Source organism: Rhizobium aureum, from assembly GCF_030182495.1.
GTDB classification, from domain to species: Bacteria; Pseudomonadota; Alphaproteobacteria; order Rhizobiales; family Rhizobiaceae; genus Rhizobium; species Rhizobium tropici_C.
On sequence record NZ_JAQJCI010000002.1, the window covers coordinates 367,800 to 387,492 of the forward strand.

Here is a 19,693-nt window from a genome sequence, read left to right on the forward strand (position 1 = left end):
TCGGAGGAAAAATTCATGGCTCCACGATCATTCTGGAAAGGCTACCTCAAGCTGTCACTCGTGACCTGCCCGGTCGCTATGGCGCCGGCAACCAGCGACAATGAGAAGGTTCGCTTCCATACGCTCAACAGGAAGACAGGCAATCGCATCGTCAGCCGATATGTGGATTCCGTCACCGGAACGGCAGTGGACGAGGACGATGAAGTCAAGGGATATGAGCGCGGCGAGGATGACTATGTCTTGCTCGAGGATGAGGAGCTCGACGCCGTAGCTCTGGAAAGCACGCGGACGATCGATATCGAGATGTTCGTGCCGCGCGACGGCATCGAATGGATTTGGTTCGATACTCCGCATTATCTGACGCCTGACGATCCCGTCGGCGAGGAGGCTTACTGCGTCATCCGCGATGCGATGGCGGCAAGCCGGATGGTCGGCATATCCCGGCTGGTCATGTATCGCCGCGAACGTGCCGTCATGCTGGAGCCCCGAGACAAGGGGATCGTGCTTTGGACTTTGCGCTTTGGCGACGAGGTGCGCGACGAACGGGATTATTTCGGCGATATCCCATCGAAATCGGTGGATACCAAGCTGATGCGGCTGGTTGAGGAGCTCATAGAAGAGCGAACGAAGCCGTGGGATCCCGCCATGGTTTCAGACCCCGTCCAGGAAAAGCTGCTCGACATCATCGCCTCGAAGAAGAAGGGCCGAAAGCGCCCGGCCAAGGCGAAGGTGGAGGAGGAAGAGCCACCGAGCAATGTCATCAGCATCATGGATGCGCTTCGAAAGAGCCTCTCGCAGGAGAAGGGCACAAAGAAGCGATAGCCCGCTTGGAGCAATTCCAGAAAAAGTGCGCAGCGGTTTTTCGTCCGAAGCTGCGAGACAACAGAGAGCCGCTCCGGTTATGAGCCAGGTTTGCTTTTTGCCTGCGATTGGCGCAACGGTTCCGCGGCTGCCCTGAAGTCAGCCCAGGGATCCGAGCGGAGCGCGGCAAGCCGCGTCGGCACGTTGAGCACGGTAAAATAGTCCGGGCCGATGGCCGGGCTCAACTCGTCCCAGGAGAGCGGCATGGAGACGGCGGCTCCGGGACGAGCGCGGGTGGAATAGGGCGCGACGGCGGTCGAACCGCGCTGGTTCCTGAGATAATCGATCAGGATCTTGCCGCGTCGTTTCGATTTGGTGATCGTCGACACATAGCGTCCGGGACTGTCGGCCGCCATCGCATCGGCGATACCCTTTGTGAAAGCCTTGACCGCAGGCCATTCAGCCTTGGCGACCAACGGGCAGACGATATGCAGCCCTTTGCCGCCCGAGGTTTTGATAAACGGAACGAGACCTGCCTGTTTCAGGCGCTCGCCGGTTTCTTCCGCGGCGGCGATGACCTCGGTCCAGTCGACGCCCGGCCCCGGATCGAGATCCATGATGATCATGTCAGGCTTTTCCCACTGGCCGACCATCGATCCCCAGGGATGCACTTCGAGAACGGCCGCCTGCACGAGGCCGATCAGGCCGTTCAGATCGTTGATGCTCACATAGGGCTCTTCGTCCTGCGGATCCTTCGCCAGGGCGATATTCCGGTTCATGCCCTTCCAGGCATGCTTCTGGAAGAAGTGCTGACCGCTGATGCCGTTCGGGCAGCGTACGAGCGCGAGCGGCCGGCCGACGACGTAGGGGCCCATGTAGCGCCAAACCTGCGTGTAATAATCCGCAAGTCCTGCCTTGGTCACGCCCTCGTCCGGCCAGTAGAGGCGGTCGCCATGCGTCAAGGATACGCTGCTGCGGGCGGGCTTCTCGGCTGAAGCTCCGGTGGCGGTTTTCGGTGTTTCCCGAACGATCTCGAGCGGGTTCTTATCCTCTCTCAAGCCACGGAAGGAGGCGTGACGCAGGTGGCCATCGGCCGTCCACGCACGGAACTCGACCTCCGCCACCAGTTCGGGCCGCACGAAGCGGACGCCGCGATTTTCTTCGGCCGTCAGCTTCGTTGCAAAGGGATTTTGCTCCGCTTTCAGGCGACCAAGCGTTTTGAAAAGCTGCTCGGCAACAATGTGCGTGTAACCTGTGCCGACGCGACCGACATGTTCGAGCTTGCCGTCCTCATAGACGCCAAGGACCAGCGAGCCGATTGCCTTTCGCGATGTCGTGGAGGGAACCCAGCCGCCGATGACGAATTCCTGCCGCGACGAACATTTCGATTTGACCCAGGTCTTTCCGCGACCGGGACGATAGGGATCGTTGGCGATTTTCGAGACGATCCCTTCCAGGCTCAGCCGGCAGGCGTGGCTTAGCAGCAGGTCGCCGTTCTCATCAAAATGGCTGCTGAAGCGAAGCATGCCTGTCTCGGATGAAATGATCGTCCGCAGCAGTTCCTTTCGGCTGACCAAAGGACAGGAGACAAGATCATAGCCATCGAGATGGAGGAGATCGAAGGCGTAGAAGACGAAACGATCGCTGCGGCCTTCGCTGAGGTCGGCCTGAAGTGCTGAAAAGTCCGAGGCGCCGGCCGTCGGCTCGACGACCAGTTCGCCATCGATGATCGCCGTACCGACGGGCAGATCCTTGAAGGCGGCGATGATTTCCTTGCCGAACTTTCCGGTCCAGTCGAGCCCGCTGCGGGTGAGCAGCTTGATGCGCCCGGCCTCTATGCGGACTTCTAGCCGATAGCCGTCGAACTTGATTTCGTGCAGCCAGCGCGCGCCCGAGGGTGGCTTTGCCACGAGCGTTGCCAGGGCCGGCTCAATGAAGGTCGGCAGGTGCGCCTTCCTGGCCCCCTTCAGGGATGATGGATCGATAGCCTTCGCATCCGCTTCCGGTTCGGCTTTATGCGGTTTTTCCCTGGTGGCACCATTCGCCCGGCTGCGATCGATCTTGCCGGTCTTCGAGGACCAGCCCGGTTTCTCGCCTTCGACGTCATGGATGACGCGCCCTGTTTTGGCCGATTCCGGGCGTTCTTCAAGAATGTCGGGTGCCCCTTCCGGGCGGGCCGCATCGTCCTCCCCCTTGATCAGCAGCCAGTTTTCCCGCTTTTCGCGCGGCTTTCCCGCCATACGGATCAGGTGCCAGCGGCCGCCAAGTTTTTTTCCATGGAGCTCGAATTCGAGATGTCCTTTGTTCAGGCCCTTGTGGGGGTCGCCAAGCGGCGTCCAGGAGCCCTTGTCCCAGACGAGGACGGTGCCTCCGCCATATTCGCCCTTCGGGATCGTGCCCTCGAAATCGCCGTATTCCAGCGGATGGTCCTCGGTCTGCACGGCGAGGCGCTTCTCACCCGGCACGAGACTTGGCCCCTTGGTCACGGCCCAGCTCTTCAGGACGCCATCGAGTTCGAGGCGGAAATCATAATGGAGCCGGCGGGCATCATGCTTCTGGATGACGAAGCTGTCTCCCGAGGCTCTCCGCTTTTCCTGGTTTGCGCGCCCTTTCGGCTCGGTCGTCTTCGTGAAATCACGTTTGCGGTTATAGGTTTCCAATACCATCGTCAGCCTGCCTTGCGTTGCGAGCGGGACGAGGATGCGGCTTGCGATTTCTCTGCCTTGCGAGATGCAGAACCGGCCTTTTGCGAGGCGCGTTTCGCACTTGCCTTGCCGCGACCATCAGCGCCGGCGCTCTGGCGCAAAGCTTCCATGAGGTCCGTCACCTTGTCGATTTTTGCCGGCTCGCGTTTCGGGATCGCCCTGCCTTCGACCTTGGCTTTGACGAGTTCCGTCAGTGCCGCTTCGTAGCGATCCTCGAATTCCGCAGCGTCGAAGCTGCCTTCCTTCGTGGCAATGATATGCTTGGCAAGCTCGAGCATCTCGCCCTTGATCTTCATGTCGGGCACATCCTCGAAAGCCTCTTTTGCCGACCGAACCTCATAGTCAAAGTTCAAGGTGGTGGCGATCAGCCCCTTGCCGTGCGGGCGGATCATGAGGGTTCGCAAACGGCGAAACAGGACGGCCTGCGCAATGGCGGCCACTTTCTTCCTGTGCATGCCCTCGCGGATCAGTGCAAAGGCTTCCTCGCTGGCCGAAGAGGAAGGGGCGAGATAGTAGGGCCGGTCAAAATAAACATCGTCGATATCCGAGCACGCCAGGAAAGCCTTTACGTGCAGGACCTTGTCGCTTTCCGGCACGGCGGCGGCGACTTCCTCCGGCTCCAGCACGATGTAATCGTCCTTGTTGAGCTCATAACCCTTGACCTGGTCGTCGCGCGGCACCGGTTTTTCGGTCTGGCTGTCGATGAACTCGCGCCTGACACGATTGCCGGTTTCCCGGTTCAGCGTATGGAAGGAAATGCGCTCCGAGGTCGAGACCGCCGTGTAAAGGGCGACGGCACAGCTGACCTCTCCGAATTTCAGATATCCTTTCCATTGCGCGCGCGGGCTCATAGGCGGGCTCCCAGTCGTCCAGGCTCCAGATCGACAATGGAAGTCAAACGACATTCGCCGATCATTGTTCCCTTCCCGCGCGGAAGCGGTGCACCGCCAACCATGCCGGGAACGATCGAGAAATGCCCAAGGCGCCGTCGATGGAGACCGGGTCATCGGACCAGGCCCCATCGATATCAGTCCAACGTCACTTCCAGCTGGTATAGTCCGATGCGACGCAGCCGAAGGGTGCCCGTTGATCGCCGAAACGCTTCTTCAGCTGATCGCAACCCCAGCGGTTGAGGGGAGCAGGCATCATGTTGTTGAGATCCATGGCCGGCGACGTGAATTGCGAGCCGGCGCTGGTCACATACCAGAGCCAGTAGCCAAGAAGGCCGCCGATAATCAGGAGTATGACGAGGAAGAACCTTGCGAGCCGCGCCAGGACGGACGGGCCCTTTTTCGCTCGTGCGACGAGTTCCAGCGGATGGCTGCCCAGCTCGGCTGTCAGTGGCGCGAGCGTTCTGGCGCGCTCGTCTGCCGTCATGTCAATTCGCTCCAGTCGCTGATCGAGAAGCACAGGGAGAGCCGCTTTCCCATGCCAGACGGCCAGGCCCACGGCTTTGCTGCCCTTTTCGCCGACGAGCAGAGGCTGCTCTCCCGGTTCAAAACGCGTATGGGCCACTCTTCCGGTCCATCTATCGGCAACCTTATCCGCGTAGGTCACCGTCAACCGCTTGCCTTTGCGCTGAAACGTGGTGATTTCCACCGGAACCGGCACCAATTGAGCGGGCTTGCGCAACTGCCCGCGAACTCGCCAGATGCGCAAGAGCTGGAAGATCATGGCGATACAGGCGCCGCCGAGCAGGGCAACGAATACGGCAAGCGTGATGATCCGGTTCCAGAGCTTTTCAAGCCCAAGGCTGAGGGTCGCCAATTCCGGATGATCCGCGGAGATCACCAGGTCCGTTTCATAGTCGCCGGCATGCATGTCGACGAACATGATCTCGACATCCTTGTCGTAGTTCTGGCCTTTATAGGCATAATTGAGATGAGCGGAACAACTGGTGAAGAAGCCCTTCCGGGTCGAGCATTTTCCATCGCGGATATCGCCGCTATCGAGCACGACGGGATTTTGGTTGATCGTCCAATCTCTCAATATGTCGGGCGTTTCGGAAACTGCCATGAAAACGGTCAGGCCGATCAATATCGGTAGCGAGAAGTAGACGGCCCTCGGCATCGAAATCACGCCCTGAGCAAGCATGAGAGCTCTCTGAGGAAGCTTGATCGTCGGAAATGTCATTGTGTGCCTGAAACTCCGAATGTGAATGGTCGCGTAGGCATCCGCAAAGCAGGGGCAACGCGGCGGCGTCGCAAAATCCTGGGGTCCGACTTTGCGCCTACGATTGCAGCGCGGGAAAATAGACAATTTGCATGGCAGCTCAATATGTGGTTGTGGAACATCCGCAACTTAAAGGCGGCGTGGTCGCTAAACGCTCGCACGGTGTGACTTTTTTGTCCCGCAAGGTTGACTGGGCCGCTGGATATTCCCACCGACTGCGCTGGCAACGATCGGGCTGGCGCCCGGCCGTAAGCCGCGTCAGGTTGCGTCGAGATAGGGCTTCAAGGGCATGTCATCATGTCTCGGCACCGTCTGCCGTTCGATCATATGGTGGATGACCGGCGGCTGATCGCCACGGTGCAGAGCATCGAGGCGTTCGGCGACCTCGACGTCGGCATGCGTCTGGCGCTGGCTATGGCGGACATAGTCTATCCAGGTTGGCAGATGGTAGCTTTCGGTCCAAGTGGTCGGCTTTTCCAGGTCGCGCAACAGCGACCATTGCTTGGCCCCGTCCCGGATTCTCATCCGGCGCCGTTGCGCCATGACGGCCAGAAATTCCGGCACGTCTTCCTGGTCGATGCTGTAATCCACCATGACCAGGATCGGGCCGCTTCGCGAGCGCAGGTCGAGCAGCAGCTGCGGTTCGCTGAAGGTGTTGGTCGGATCGAGGTTCAAGGATTCGAAGTCCGGCTGGCGTAGCAGGATACCAAGCAGGCCGCCTATGGCCAAGGCGGCGCTGGCGATGAGGAGCGCGCCGGTGACGCCATGGGCGTCGGCCAGTGCACCCCAGAGCCAGCTTCCCACGGCCATGCCGCCGAAGGTGGCGGTCTGGTAGAGCGAAAGTGCACGGCCGACGACCCAGCGCGGCGTGGAAAGCTGAACGGTGACGTTGAACAGCGAGAAGGCCTGCACCCAGGCGACGCCTGCCGGCATGAGGAGAAGGCAGCTCAGCCATACCTGGTCGCTCAACGCAAGAAAGAGGCAGCTGACCGCCAGCGTGAAGAAGGCGCCACGGATCACCCATTCATTGCTGAGGAGATCGCGAATGTGGCCGATCAGCAGCGCCCCGCAGATCGCGCCGAAGCCGAAGAAGCCGAGCATGATGCCATAGGTGATTGCCGTGCCGTGTACATGGTCGCGGGCAACCAGCGGCAGAAGCGCGAGAATGACGATCGCCGTCAGGCCGAAGACGAAGCCGCGGCACATCACCTTGAGCAGGTTCGGCGACATCAGGACATAGCGGAACCCGGCCGACATGGCACTGCCGAAGGGTTCGCGCGGCAGGGTGTTGCGGTCAGGCGCCTTTTTCCAGCGCCACAATGCGAAGATGAGGGCGAAGTAACAGAAGACGTTGAAAAGAAATGCGAAAGCAGCACCTGCCGCCGCCACGATGACGCCGCCGATCGCCGGCCCGATGCTGCGCATCAGATTGTAGCTCATGCTGTTGAGCGCGACGGCGCCCGGCAGGTGGTCGCGCGGCACGACATCGCCCATGGAGGCCTGCCAGGACGGATTGTGCAGGGCGCCGCCGCAGCCGATCAGGAAGGTGAGGCTCAGCAGCAGCCAGGGCGTCAAGGCATTGGTGTAGGACAGTACCGCAAGCGTCGCGGATACGCACAGCATGAGCATCTGCGCGATCAGCATGATCCGTCTTCGGTCGTAGTTGTCGGCCAGCGCGCCAGCCGCAAGCGAAAAGATCATAACCGGCAGGGTGGTGGAGGACTGGACCAACGCCACCATGCCGTGAGAGGTGGCAAGGCTGGTCATGAGCCAGGCAGCACCGACGCCTTCGACCAGCCCACCGAGATTGGAGATGAGCGTTGCCGACCAGAGCGAACGGAATGTCCTGGACTGGAACGCGACGAGCGGCGAGGTTCTGTTGGGCATGTCGGCTTTTCTTCATCGGATTGTCTTGCTCGGCGGGCGTGGCAAACTCTCCCAAAGCGCATGCGCAGCCGAGTCGATCTCAGCCTATAGTGATTTGCTAATTTCCGAAATGATTTTGGAATAATATTCTCACTGATGAAGCGAAAATGCGCGCGACGCCGGGACCGGTCTCCAGACCTGTCATCCAGCGAAAGCGCGCTTCATTTTCCCATCGGGCCCTACGCCCGTTTTCCCAGAGAGATCGAAGCCGTATGGAAATCCTTATGCGAAGAGGGCGGCTTCCGGTTTTCGACTTACCGTTGCCTGATGCTTTGCATTCTTCGTCTTCATGGCCCTGCCGGCGACATAGACCTCGCTGACGCAGCGGTCGTCGCCCATGGTCTGGAGAATGAACAGCTCTTCGGCAAGCGAGGTTGCCGTGCGCATGCGGAATTCCATTGCCGACTTGGCGCTGGAATCAAGCACGACGATATCGGCATCCGCGCCTGCCTGGAGCGAGCCGATCTGCTTCTCCAGGCCGAGCGCCAGCGCATTGCCGCGCGTCATGCGGTAGAAGGAATTGAACGGCGTCAGCCGCTGCCCCTGCAGATGCAGCACCTTGTAGGCCTCGTCCATCGTTTCCAGCATGGAAAAGCTGGTCCCTGCGCCGACATCGGTTGCGACCGACCAGCGCGCACCAAGCCTGTCGAACTCCGCTGCGTTAAAGAGCCCGGAACCAAGGAAGAGGTTCGAGGTGGGGCAGAAGACACCGACCGCGCCGGTTTCGGCGAGCACCGCGACTTCCCGTTCGCTCATATGGATGCAATGGCCGAGCAGCATACGGTCGTTGAGAAGGCCGTAGCGGGCGTAGATATCGGTATAGTCCTTGGCCTCCGGATAGAGAGATGTGGCAAAGGCGATCTCATCGCGATTTTCCGAGAGATGCGTCTGGACATAGCAATCCGGGTGTTCGGCAACGAGCGCCTTGCTCATCTCCATCTGCTCGGGAGTCGAGGTAATGGCAAAGCGCGGGCTGATGGCATAATGCACGCGGCCGCGGCGGTGCCATTTGTCGATGAGCCGCTTGGTCTCGTCGTAGCCGCGCTGCGGCGTATCGCGCAGTGCATCCGGCGCGTTGCGGTCCATCATCACCTTGCCGCCGATCATGCACATGCCGCGCGCTTCGGCTGCCGCGAAATAGGCATCGACGCTTTCCGGATGCACCGAACAATAGGCGACGGCCGTCGTGGTGCCGTTCGACAGGAGCTCGTCCATGAAGCGATCGGCGACTTCAGCTGCGTGGGCGGCGCGGGCGAACTTCTGCTCCTCGACGAAAATATAGGTGTTCAGCCATTCGAGCAGCTGCGCGCCGTAAGACGCGATCGCCTGCGTCTGCGGGAAATGCAGGTGTGTATCGATGAAGCCCGGCAGGATGAGGTTCGGACGATGATCCGCGATTCTGATGCCGGCATCGGCCAGTTTGCGAATGTCGTCATAGGCACCGATTTCCACGATCTTGCCATCGCGAACGAAGACCGCGCCGTCGTCGATATAGCGATAGGAGGCGGTATCGTCGATGCCTTGCGGCTCGGCGAGGAAGGTCAGCACGCGGCCCCGGATCAGGATTTCATTCATTGGGTCTTCTCCCCATTGACGGCACTTTCATACCAGGAGACGAGCAGGCGGCGCTCCCCGTCGGTTATGTGAGAGGCGTTGGCGGGCGGCATGGCGTGGCTACGGCCGGCCTGCAGATAGATCTCGCGCGCATGGGCGGCGATATCGCGATCGGTCTCGAACATCACCCCCTTCGGCGGAGCGACGATGCCCTCCCAGCTTGGCTCCTTCGCATGGCACATGGAGCAGCGACCCATCACGGTATCGCGGACCTTTGGGAAATCCTGCGCCGTTATGAAGGGCTGCTGGATGGCAGAGATCTTCGTCGTGGGTTCGCCGGTCAGGATCTTCGGCACGGTCGAAAGCCACATGATGACGATGAAAAGCACGACGGTGATCAGCCAGGTCCAAGTCGGGTTGCCGGCATTGGCGTGGCGGGTATTGAACCAGTGGCGGATGGTGACGCCCATCAGGAAGACGAGCGAGGCGATGATCCAGTTGAACTGCGTGCCGAAGGCCAGCGGGTAGTGGTTCGACAGCATCAGGAACAGCACGGGCAGCGTCAGGTAGTTGTTATGCGTGGAGCGTTGCTTGGCGATCCTGCCGTATTTCGGATCGGGCTTGCGCCCGGCAAGCAGGTCGGCGACGACGATCTTCTGGTTCGGAATGATGATGAAAAAGACATTGGCCGACATGATCGTCGCCGTGAAGGCACCGAGATGCAGGAAGGCGGCACGGCCGGTAAAGAGATGGGTATAGCCCCAGGCCACCGCCACCAGGATGAAATAGAGCACCACCATCAGCCGCGTATTGTCGTTGCCGAAAGGCGATTTGCAGATCAGATCGTATAGGAGCCAGCCGCCGGCGATCGAGCAGAGCGAAATGGCGATTGCCACCGGCTTGGAGACGTCGAGCACGGCCGGGTCGATCATGTAGAGATCGGCGCCGGCGTAATAGACGAGACAGAGCATGCCGAAGCCCGACAGCCAGGTGACATAGCTTTCCCATTTGAACCAGACGAGATGGTCCGGCATGTTGGCGGGCGCCACCAGATACTTCTGGATATGGTAGAAGCCGCCGCCATGCACCTGCCACTCCTCGCCATAGGCTCCCGGCGGCAGGGCGGGGTGCTTTTTCAGGCCGAGGTCAAGTGCTACGAAATAGAACGACGAACCGATCCAGGCGATGGCGGTAATGACGTGCAGCCAGCGGACGGCGAAGGTCAGCCAGTCCCAGGCGATGGCATATTCATACATGGGAACTCCTCCCGATCTCTATGGGAGTGTTTGCCATCCCTCCATTTTCTCGAAAATCCCGGTTAATCCGGCAACACTTTCAAAAAAATCTATAAGATGAACTCTGGTTTGTTCCGCCCGCCGATGTGGTAGAAAGAGCCATGTCCTATCTTGATAATGTCCGCGTCTTCGTTCGCGTGGTCGAACTCGGTACTCTCTCGGCATCAGGCCGCGACCAGCGCGTCACGCCCGCGGTGGCGAGCAACCGCATCAAGGAACTCGAGCGTCACCTCGGCGTGCGCCTGTTCAACCGCACGACGCGTAAGCTCTCGCCGACCGAACATGGCCGTGTCTTCTATGAAAAGGCAGTGAAGATCATCGAGGCTGTCAATGAGGCGGAAGCGGCGATCGCCGATCTCTCGCGAAATCCGAAGGGTTCGCTAAGGATCACCGCGCCGCTTGGCATCGGCCGGCGGCTGATCGCCTCGGGCATTCCGGAGTTTCACGACAAATATCCGGATATCGAGGTGCGCGTGCGCCTGTCGGACCACAATGTCGATATCCTTGCCGAGGGCGTCGACGTCGCCTTCAAGCTTGGCGTCTTGGAGGATTCCAACCTGCGCATGCGCGGCATCCTCAATTGCGAGCGGGTGCTGTGCGCGTCGCCCGCCTATCTGGCGCAGCGCGGCGTGCCGCCGACCGCGGATGCATTGATTGCCGACAAGCATGACTGTCTTTTGCTGCGCTATCCCGGCTCCAAGGAATATTACTGGATGCTTGTAACGGCGGAAGGCCCTCGGAAGTTCGAGGTCGCAGGCCCTTATGACAGCGATGACGGCGACGTGTTGACCCAATGGGCACTGGAAGATCGCGGCATCATCAACAAGCCGTTGTTCGAGGTGAAGGCCTATCTCAGGGAAGGCCGACTGGTCGAAATCCTGAAGGAGAGCCCACCCGCTTCGGTTCAGCTCGCCGCCATCTATCCGCATAAGCGCTTCCAGGATCCGAAGGTCCGCCTGATGATCGATTTCATGGCGGAGCGCTGTCAGCGGCTGATCGGCAAGCTGCTCGAGGACGAGCCAGGCGCTGCGGTCTCGTGATCCGAAGGCGACAGATTGATCTCCGCTTGAATCAAGCCAGCGAAAGCATATATGACTATCAGTGGTCATATGGAGAAACGGATATGAAGGAAATCCAGCTCAAGGATGCGAAGGCGACGCTTTCCGCCGTGGTCGATCAAGCCGTGGCCGGTGAGCCGACCGTTATTACCCGCCATGGCCGGAAGGAAGCGGTGCTGGTTTCCTTCGAGGAATGGCAACGCGTCTCCAGAGTACCTGATTTCGCCGATCTGCTTCTCGCCTTTCCCGGCGAGCCCGCCGATATTCCAGAGCGATCGCGAAAACCCGCGCGTTCATTGCGTGGAAACGGCTTCTGATCTTGTATCTTCTGGATACCAATATCGTATCGGCCGATGCGCCGACCAAGCGCCAAGTCGGCGTTGAGGCATTCGCTGCCTGGCTGCGCGCGAATAGTGACCGGCTTTATCTTTCGGCGATCACCATCGCCGAGATCGAGGCAGGCATCGCCCGCATGGTTAGGATTGGGGCGACGACTAAGGCGAAGCACTTGCGCCGCTGGCTCGCTGCGGTGGAACATTTCTATGCCGGCCGTATCCTGCCCTTCGGAGTTGAGGAGGCGCGGCATGCTGGCCTGATGCTTGACAGGGCGCGTGCTCACGACCCCGGCTTCGAGGACATTGCCATCGCCGCGACTGCTGCCGCTCATGGTTTCACCGTTTTGACGGCCAATGAGCGGCATTTCGCGCCGCTTGGCGTGCCGCTCGCCAATCCCTTCAAGCAGTTGCCTGTTATCCGATAACAGGTTTTGTCGCGGCCAGCTGTGCTGCAGCCGTCCAGCTCAGCGCCGCCGTCATGATCTCGGCGGCGGCAAGCGTGGCGATGACCGTGGGACGCTTGTCCTTTACTGCTGTTCCGCCGATTGGGCAGACGAGGCGATCGAAAAGCTCGGCCTGACCGCTTTCGCGCCACAGCCAGTTGCGGAAGGTGGCGCGCTTCGTCTTGGAACCAATCATGCCGACATAGGCGGCATCCGAGCGCTTGAGCGCCTCGGCGGCAATCAGGAAGTCGAGTGCGTGATCATGGGTGAGAATGACGAAGCTGCTGCCGGCCGGCGCATCGCGTACGACGGCCTCAGGCATGGCCGTGAGACAGGTCTCAACGCCCGGCACGGTGCTGGCGACGAGTTCTTCTTCTCGCGTATCGACAAGCACCACGCGTAACGGCGCCAGCGAAAGCGCCATGGCGAGGGCATCGCCGACATGACCGGCGCCGAAAACATAGACATGTGGGCGTGCGGCCATCTCGCGATCACTCCGAGCTATGAGATCATTCGCAAGCCTGGGGCTGACGACGGTGAAGGCGAGGCCCACCCGGCCGCCGCAGCATTGGCCGATCTCCGGACCGAGCGGTACGTTCATCGGCTCCGCCGCAAGGCCGGAGCGCAGTGCCCGTCGTGCCTGGTCGATCGCCATATATTCCAGTGTCCCGCCGCCGATCGTCGCAAAGATTGCCCGTTCCGACACCAGCATCCAGGCATCCGCATCGCGTGGTGCCGAACCTGCGACACCGATGACCTCGACGAGGATCGATGCCGGTTCGCGGCGCAGGAAATCCCGGATATCTTCACGGGCGGCAGACATGATCTTACTCCTTCTTCGCCGCCTTGAGACGCTCGATCGCCATCAGCACCCGTTCGGGTGTCGCCGGCGCGTCGAGACGCGGGCAGATCTTGTGGTCGGCGACGCTCGCCACGGCATCCGAAAGGGCATGCAGGACGGAAAGGCCGAGTGGCAGCGGCGGCTCGCCGACCGCCTTGGACCGATGAATCGTCGGCTCATAGGCCTCCGACCAATCGGTCAGAGCCACATTGAAAATCTTTGGCCGGTCGGATGCAAGCGGGATCTTGTAAGTCGAGGGCGCGTGCGTTCGAAGCCGCCCCTTGCCGTCCCACCAGAGCTCCTCCGTCGTCAGCCATCCCATGCCCTGGATAAAGCCGCCCTCGACCTGCCCGATATCGATCGCCTTGTTCAGCGAGCGGCCGGTATCGTGCAGGATATCGGTGCGTTCAACGACATATTCTCCGGTCAGCGTATCGATCGACACCTCCGAGCAGGCAGCGCCATAAGCATAGTAGTAGAAGGCATGGCCGCGGCCCGCCTTGCGGTCCCAATGGATCTTCGGCGTCTTGTAGAAGCCGGCGGCCGAAAGCTGGACGCGAGCCATATAGGCCTTCTTGATAAGATCGCTGAAGGACATCTCGATATCGCCGATCCGCACGCGGTTGGGCAGAAACATCACCTGCTCGCGCGGAACTTGATGGCTTTCGGCGGCAAAGGCGATCAGCCGGTCCTTGATCTGGCGCGCGGCATTCTGCGCCGCCATGCCGTTGAGATCGGCGCCGGAAGAAGCTGCAGTCGGCGAGGTGTTCGGCACCTTGGCCGTCGTCGTTGCGGTGATCTTCACCCGGTCGAGATCGATCTGGAACTCTTCCGCCACGACCTGCGCCACTTTCAGATGCAGGCCTTGCCCCATCTCGGTGCCGCCGTGGTTCATGTGCACGGAGCCGTCGCTATAGACGTGCACCAGCGCGCCGGCCTGGTTCGATTCCGTCTTGGTGAAGGAAATGCCGAATTTGACCGGCGTCAGCGCGATGCCGCGCTTGACGATGCGGCTCTTGGCGTTGAATTCGGCGATCGCCTTGCGGCGCCCGGCATAATCCGCGTTTTCCTCCAGCTCGGCGACGATGCGCTGGATGATGCAGTCTTCGACCTTCTGGTGATAGGGGGTGAGGTTACGTTCGCCATCGACACCCATCGCGTCGTAAAAATTCAGCTTGCGGATGTCGAGCGGATCCTTGCCGACGGCGAAGGCCACCTCGTCGATAACGCGTTCGGCACCGACCATCCCCTGCGGACCGCCGAAGCCGCGGAAGGCCGTGTTGGAGACGGTGTTAGTATAGAGCGGCGCCGACTTCGCGTGAACATGCGGGAAGAAGTAGGCATTGTCGCAATGGAACAGCGCGCGGTCGCCGACCGGACCTGAGAGGTCGGCAGAGAAGCCGGCGCGAAGCGCGAAGGTGTAGTCCACGGCAAGGATACGTCCCTCGTCGTCGAAGCCGACATCGTAGTCGATGGCAAAATCGTGCCGCTTGCCGGTCGCGATCATGTCTTCGTCGCGGTCGAGTCGGATTTTGACGGCGCGCTTCAGCTTCTTGGCGGCGATGGCCGAGATCGCAGCGCATTGGTTTGCCTGGGTTTCCTTGCCGCCAAAACCACCGCCCATGCGGCGAACCTCAATCGTAACAGCATTGCTCGGGACGCCCAGCGCATGGGCGACCATATGCTGCGTCTCGCTCGGGCCCTGGGTGGAGCAGTAGACGACAACCTCGTCATCCTCGCCGGGCACGGCAAGCGAGACCTGGCCTTCGAGATAGAAATGATCCTGGCCGCCGAGCCGCATGCGGCCCGTCAAGCGCCGCGGCGTACTCTCAAGGGCGGCCGCCGCATCACCGCGTTCCAGCGTCAGCGGTGTAACCACCTGCCTATGGGTCGAGACATCGAGATCCCATATGTCGATATCGGCAGGCAATTCCTCGTACTCGATCTTCGCCAGCCGCGCAGCACGCCGCGCCTCATCGCGCGTTTCGGCGATCACGCAGAAGATCGGCTGACCATGAAACTCGACCTTGCCGGCGGCAAGCACGGGATCGTCATGCATATAGGAGGGCGAGATATCGTTGACGCCGGGCACATCCTGATGGGTGAGCACGGCAACGACGCCGGGGGCGGCGCGGACGGCGGAAAGATCGACGGATTTCAGGGTGCCGTGGGCAACGGTGGATAGGCCAAGACCGGCGTGAAGCGTACCGGTTGGTTCCGTTATGTCGTCGATATAAACGGCCGTACCTGAGACATGCTTATGGGCGGAGTCATGACGGGGGCTGGAATGGACGCCGCCGACGATGGTGTCGGCCTTGAGATCGGAAGCGTGTTTGTTCATGGCTTATGCGGCCTCATATCTGGACACCTGGGCCGGTGCGGCGCTGGAGGTCGTTTCCAGGTAGAAACGCAAGAGAAGATTCTTTGCCGCCAGCGCACGATATTCCGCCGTGGCGCGCATATCGGTCAGCGGCGCATAATCCTCGGCATATTTCTCCATCGCCATCTCCACCGTCGTCTCGTTCCAGGGCTGGCCGAGCAATGCCTTTTCAACGGCGAAGGCCCGTTTCGGCGTCGCGGCCATGCCGCCATAGGCAATCCGGATTTCGGCAACCGTGCCATCTTCGCCAAGTGCCAGCCGGAAGGCGCCGAGCGTGGCGGTAATGTCCTCGTCCCGTCGCTTCGTCACCTTATAGACCGCGAATTTCTCGTCCGCTGCCGGAACTGGAATATGCACGGCCTCGACGAATTCGCCCGGCTGGCGGTCCTGCTTGCCATAGGCAATGAAGAAGTCTTCCAGCGCAATGGTGCGACGGACGGAGCCTTTGCGCAACGTCAGTGAGGTGCCGAGCACGATCAGGGGAGGCGGGGTATCGCCGATTGGGGAGCCGTTGGCTATGTTGCCACCGATCGTGCCCATATTGCGTACCTGCTGGCCGCCGATGCGGGCAATCAGCGGACCGAGCGCCGGAATATGCTGGGAGAGCGTCGCAATCGCTTCGGAATAGGTGACGCCCGCACCGATCGAGATGATGCCGTCATGCACGATGATCGATTTCAACTCCTGCAGCCCGGCAATGAAGATGACCGGCGTGATGTCGCGCATGTGCTTGGTGACCCAGAGGCCGACATCGGTCGAGCCGGCCACCACCGTTGCCGTCGGCGATGCTTCCAGAACCGAGGCGAAGTCATCAAGGTTCGCAGGCACGATAAGCCGATTACGACCCTCGCCGATTTCGACGCGGGCGCCATCGCGAAGGGCTTGCAGGCGCGTGATCATGGTTTCGCGTTCGATCAGCAGCGGGTCGTCTTTTGTCCCGCCATAATTGGAGATGGAGCGGGCAGCGCGCAGGATCGGCTCATAGCTGGTGCAGCGACAGAGATTGCCCTGGAGCGCCGTTTCGATCTGTTGATCCGTTGGGTTCGGCGTCTGCATCCAAAGCCCGTAGAGCGACATGACGAAGCCCGGTGTGCAGAAACCGCATTGCGAACCGTGAAAGTCGACCATCGCCTGCTGTACCGGATGCAGGTGCTCGCCGCTCGGGGCAAGATGCTCGACGGTGACCACATGACAGCCGTCGAGTGATCCAAGGAAGCGAATGCAGGCGTTGACGCCCTCATAGACGAGACCGCCTGCGGGCGTCAGCCGTCCCACAAGCACGGTGCAAGCGCCGCAGTCGCCCTCGGCGCAGCCTTCCTTGGTGCCCTTCAGCGAGCGGGAGAGGCGCAGCCAGTCGAGCAGCGTCTGGTCCGGCGCGACGTCGTTAAGGGCAATGTCCCGGCCGTTGAGAATGAAATGAAGTTCGGAGCGGATTGTCGTCGATGTCATTGCTCAGCTCCCGCGGTAGGTGGAGTAGCCGTAGGGCGAGAGGAGGAGCGGCACGTGGTAATGCGCGCCTTCGTCTGCAAGACCGAAACGGATCGGAATGACATCCAGAAACATCGGGCCATCGCCAGAGCGGTCAAGATAATCGCCGGCATGAAAGCGCAGCTCGTAGGTACCGGCCTTCATGCTTTCGCCTGATAGCAACGGCGCATCGCAGCGGCCGTCAGCGTTGGTCTCGGCGGATTTGAGATGGTGATGCGCCTCGCCCTCGATCCGGTAGAGATCGACGCGCAGGCCCTTTGCAGGCCTGCCGAGCGCGGTATCCAGCACGTGGGTCGTGAGCCGGCCGGCTCCTGGCGAATGAGGCTGCATGTTTTCTCCCGAACGTAGCGCTTCTGCCTTCACTATCCGCCAGGCTCATTCCCCTGAAAAGCAGCTGTAACGTTCGAGACTTTCAAAATTTCCAAGGGGAATAGCGCGCGCGATTTGCGGTTAGACATTTGCCATCGACGACATTTGGAGGAGTGTTTCATGCGATATTGCCGTGACATGCACGGATATGGCCGGACGCCGCCTGCGGCTCAATGGCCGGGCGAGGCGCGCATCGCCGTGCAGTTCGTCCTGAATTACGAAGAGGGCGGCGAGAATTGCGTGCTGCATGGCGATGCGGCATCCGAAGCCTTTTTGTCGGAAATCGTCGGCGCTGCTCCGTGGCCGGGCCAGCGCCACTGGAACATGGAATCGATCTATGAATATGGCGCCCGCGCCGGCTTCTGGCGTCTGCATCGGCTTTTCATCGAGAAACGACTGCCCGTCACCGTCTACGGCGTTGCAACCGCGCTAAGGCGCTCGCCAGCGCAGGTCGCCGCCATGCAGGAGGCCGGCTGGGAAATCGCATCGCATGGCTTCAAGTGGGTCGAACACAAGGATATGGGGCATGAAGAGGAGCGAGCGGCGATCGCCGAGGCAATCCGTCTGCATACGCTCGTTACCGGCGAGCGCCCGCGCGGCTGGTATACCGGCCGCTGTTCGGTCAACACTGTCGATCTGGTGACGGAAGCGGGCGATTTCGATTACATCTCCGACACTTATGCCGACGACCTTCCCTATTGGCATGAGCATGGCGGCCGCCACCAACTCGTCATTCCCTATACGCTCGATGCCAACGACATGCGCTTTGCGACGCCGCAGGGCTTCAACAGTGGCGATCAGTTCTTCACCTACCTGAAGGATTCCTTCGATGCGCTCTATGCCGAAGGTGCAGCCGGCCGCCCGAAGATGATGAGCGTCGGCCTGCATTGCCGGCTGATCGGACGTCCGGGGCGCATCATGGCGCTCGCCCGCTTCATCGACTACATCCAGAGCCATGAAAAGGTCTGGATCGCCCGCCGCGTCGATATCGCCGAGCATTGGGCGAAGACGTATCCGCCAGGGCCGGTCTCGGAGCGGGCCTCGCAAATGCCGGAGGGTGCCTTTGTCGAGCGGTTCGGTGGCGTCTTCGAACATTCGCCCTGGATCGCCCATCGCGCCTTCGCAGACGAGCTTTCGCCGGCAAACGATACGGCGATTGGCCTCCATGCCGCGCTCGCCTTCCAGTTCCGGGCGGCAAGCGAGGAAGAACGGCTCGGCGTACTCGTCGCCCACCCGGATCTTGCCGGCAAACTGGCGCAGGCGAAGCGTCTGACGACGAACTCCGCGGAAGAGCAGGCATCCGCCGGGCTCGACGTGCTAACGGACCACGAGCGGGCGCGTTTCACCGATCTCAACGACCGCTATGTCGCCAAGTTCGGCTTTCCATTCATCATCGCCGTGCGCGATCACACGAAATCCGGGATTCTCGCTGCATTCGAGACCCGGATCGAAAATGATCGCGACGCTGAATTCGCCAATGCCTGCCGGCAGGTGGAGCGCATCGCGTTCCTGCGGCTTGTCGCCATGCTTCCCGATGAAGAAGGGCTGGATCGGAGTGCCGCATGAGGTCGGCTATCGCACGTCAAGAGCACAAATGAGGAGAGCGTGAATGAAAGTGATCGAGATTCAGCCGCTGACGCGTGTTGCCTTCTTCCCTTTCGGCGAAGTGATAGAGATGGAAGGGGCCTATAATTACCCCATCAATGCCGGCAAATGTGTGCGATATCATGATCTCGCAAAAGTCGAGACGACCGGCGAGAAAGCGCGCGCGATGATCAGCCTGCTGCGCGGCGAGCCTTACAGGCTGCCGCTTGAGCTGAAGATGGTGGAGCGGCATCCGCTTGGCAGCCAGGCCTTCATACCGCTGACCGACAATCCGTTTCTGGTTGTCGTCGCACAGGAAACCGCAAATGGGCCGGGAGAGCCTTTGGCTTTTCGCGCAAAGCCCGGACAGGGTGTCAATATCGGCCGCAATGTCTGGCATGGCATCCTTACACCACTCGACGGCGTCTCGGATTTTGCCGTCGTGGATCGTGGCGGCGAGGGTGTCAATCTGGAAGAGCACTTCTTTGCCGAGCCATTCCTGATCCGCTAATCAGCGGAGCGGTTTAAATGAAACAGGGGCGCCGCAATTCCGACGCCCCTTTCTCATTTGGATGCCTCGCTTTTGGCCCTGCCTTTCACATACAGCATTCCGCCGACGTTTTTGGGAATTACTCATCCTTGAGATGCGCGGCATTTCGGACCTTAGAGTGTCCGCGTTGGTCAAGCCAAGGACTGCAAACAGATTGGGAGCCGGACCACCGCAATGGGTGATCCGGCTCCC

The 19,693-nt window shown here is 60.7% G+C and carries 16 protein-coding genes; 6 read left to right on the top strand and 10 right to left on the bottom strand.

The window, feature by feature from the left end:
* Positions 1–15 precede the first annotated feature (15 nt).
* Positions 16–822: a non-homologous end joining protein Ku gene (ku, locus tag PH552_RS07485; protein ID WP_113250485.1), complete on the top strand. Its 807-nt coding sequence runs from the start codon at positions 16–18 to the stop codon at positions 820–822.
* A gap of 77 nt (positions 823–899) precedes the next feature.
* Here ku (PH552_RS07485) and ligD read toward each other — a convergent pair whose 3' ends face one another.
* From ligD to PH552_RS07515, 6 genes are all read right to left on the bottom strand, one after another.
* On the bottom strand, positions 900–3,467 hold the full coding sequence (gene ligD, locus PH552_RS07490; RefSeq protein WP_183761047.1) for a DNA ligase D: 2,568 nt from the start codon (positions 3,465–3,467) through the stop codon (positions 900–902).
* A gap of 2 nt (positions 3,468–3,469) precedes the next feature.
* On the bottom strand, positions 3,470–4,357 hold the full coding sequence (gene ku / locus PH552_RS07495; RefSeq protein ID WP_183761044.1) for a non-homologous end joining protein Ku: 888 nt from the start codon (positions 4,355–4,357) through the stop codon (positions 3,470–3,472).
* A 187-nt stretch (positions 4,358–4,544) separates the two neighbouring features.
* Positions 4,545–5,600, bottom strand: a complete 1,056-nt coding sequence (locus PH552_RS07500) for a hypothetical protein (RefSeq protein WP_246698439.1) — start codon at positions 5,598–5,600, stop codon at positions 4,545–4,547.
* A 336-nt stretch (positions 5,601–5,936) separates the two neighbouring features.
* A complete protein-coding gene (locus PH552_RS07505) occupies positions 5,937–7,565 on the bottom strand; it encodes an MFS transporter (RefSeq protein ID WP_113250477.1) in 1,629 nt (542 codons plus the stop codon).
* 261 nt (positions 7,566–7,826) lie between these two features.
* Positions 7,827–9,179, bottom strand: coding sequence for a guanine deaminase (gene guaD / locus PH552_RS07510; RefSeq protein ID WP_113250476.1), 1,353 nt, complete (start codon positions 9,177–9,179; stop codon positions 7,827–7,829).
* Positions 9,176–10,414: a urate hydroxylase PuuD gene (locus tag PH552_RS07515; RefSeq protein WP_113250475.1), complete on the bottom strand. Its 1,239-nt coding sequence runs from the start codon at positions 10,412–10,414 to the stop codon at positions 9,176–9,178. The genes guaD and PH552_RS07515 overlap by 4 nt, the downstream gene beginning before the upstream one ends.
* 140 nt (positions 10,415–10,554) lie before the next feature.
* On the opposite strand from PH552_RS07515, the gene PH552_RS07520 reads away from it, so the two are divergent.
* The 3 genes from PH552_RS07520 to PH552_RS07530 all read left to right on the top strand — a co-directional run bounded on the left by PH552_RS07520 (position 10,555) and on the right by PH552_RS07530 (position 12,271).
* On the top strand, positions 10,555–11,493 hold the full coding sequence (locus PH552_RS07520; protein WP_113250474.1) for a LysR family transcriptional regulator: 939 nt from the start codon (positions 10,555–10,557) through the stop codon (positions 11,491–11,493).
* A gap of 83 nt (positions 11,494–11,576) precedes the next feature.
* Complete coding sequence (locus PH552_RS07525; RefSeq protein WP_095438739.1) at positions 11,577–11,828, top strand: type II toxin-antitoxin system Phd/YefM family antitoxin; 252 nt, start codon at positions 11,577–11,579, stop codon at positions 11,826–11,828.
* Between the two features lie 2 nt (positions 11,829–11,830).
* Positions 11,831–12,271 carry a type II toxin-antitoxin system VapC family toxin gene (locus PH552_RS07530; RefSeq protein WP_113250473.1) on the top strand — a complete coding sequence of 147 codons (441 nt, stop codon included), beginning with the start codon at positions 11,831–11,833 and terminating at the stop codon, positions 12,269–12,271.
* Here the strand turns inward: PH552_RS07530 and xdhC are convergent.
* Genes xdhC through uraH form a run of 4 tightly spaced genes read right to left on the bottom strand, consistent with a single transcriptional unit; the run spans position 12,261 to position 17,328 of the window.
* Positions 12,261–13,112 (bottom strand): xanthine dehydrogenase accessory protein XdhC, encoded by an 852-nt coding sequence (xdhC, locus tag PH552_RS07535; protein ID WP_112344715.1) that lies wholly within the window; start codon positions 13,110–13,112, stop codon positions 12,261–12,263. The genes PH552_RS07530 and xdhC overlap by 11 nt on opposite strands.
* A 4-nt stretch (positions 13,113–13,116) precedes the next feature.
* Complete coding sequence (xdhB, locus tag PH552_RS07540; protein WP_169643250.1) at positions 13,117–15,471, bottom strand: xanthine dehydrogenase molybdopterin binding subunit; 2,355 nt, start codon at positions 15,469–15,471, stop codon at positions 13,117–13,119.
* A 3-nt stretch (positions 15,472–15,474) separates the two neighbouring features.
* On the bottom strand, positions 15,475–16,959 hold the full coding sequence (xdhA, locus tag PH552_RS07545) for a xanthine dehydrogenase small subunit (protein WP_113250471.1): 1,485 nt from the start codon (positions 16,957–16,959) through the stop codon (positions 15,475–15,477).
* Positions 16,960–16,962: 3 nt separating this feature from the next.
* The gene (gene uraH / locus PH552_RS07550) at positions 16,963–17,328 is read right to left on the bottom strand and encodes a hydroxyisourate hydrolase (RefSeq protein WP_112344718.1); all 366 of its coding nucleotides are present in this window, start codon (positions 17,326–17,328) and stop codon (positions 16,963–16,965) included.
* Between the two features lie 159 nt (positions 17,329–17,487).
* Here uraH and puuE point away from each other — a divergent pair, with 159 nt between their 5' ends.
* Both puuE and PH552_RS07560 read left to right on the top strand, forming a co-directional pair.
* Positions 17,488–18,933 (top strand): allantoinase PuuE, encoded by a 1,446-nt coding sequence (puuE, locus tag PH552_RS07555; protein ID WP_169643248.1) that lies wholly within the window; start codon positions 17,488–17,490, stop codon positions 18,931–18,933.
* A 43-nt stretch (positions 18,934–18,976) separates the two neighbouring features.
* Positions 18,977–19,462 (top strand): ureidoglycolate lyase, encoded by a 486-nt coding sequence (locus PH552_RS07560; protein ID WP_113250469.1) that lies wholly within the window; start codon positions 18,977–18,979, stop codon positions 19,460–19,462.
* The last annotated feature ends 231 nt before the right edge of the window (positions 19,463–19,693 follow it).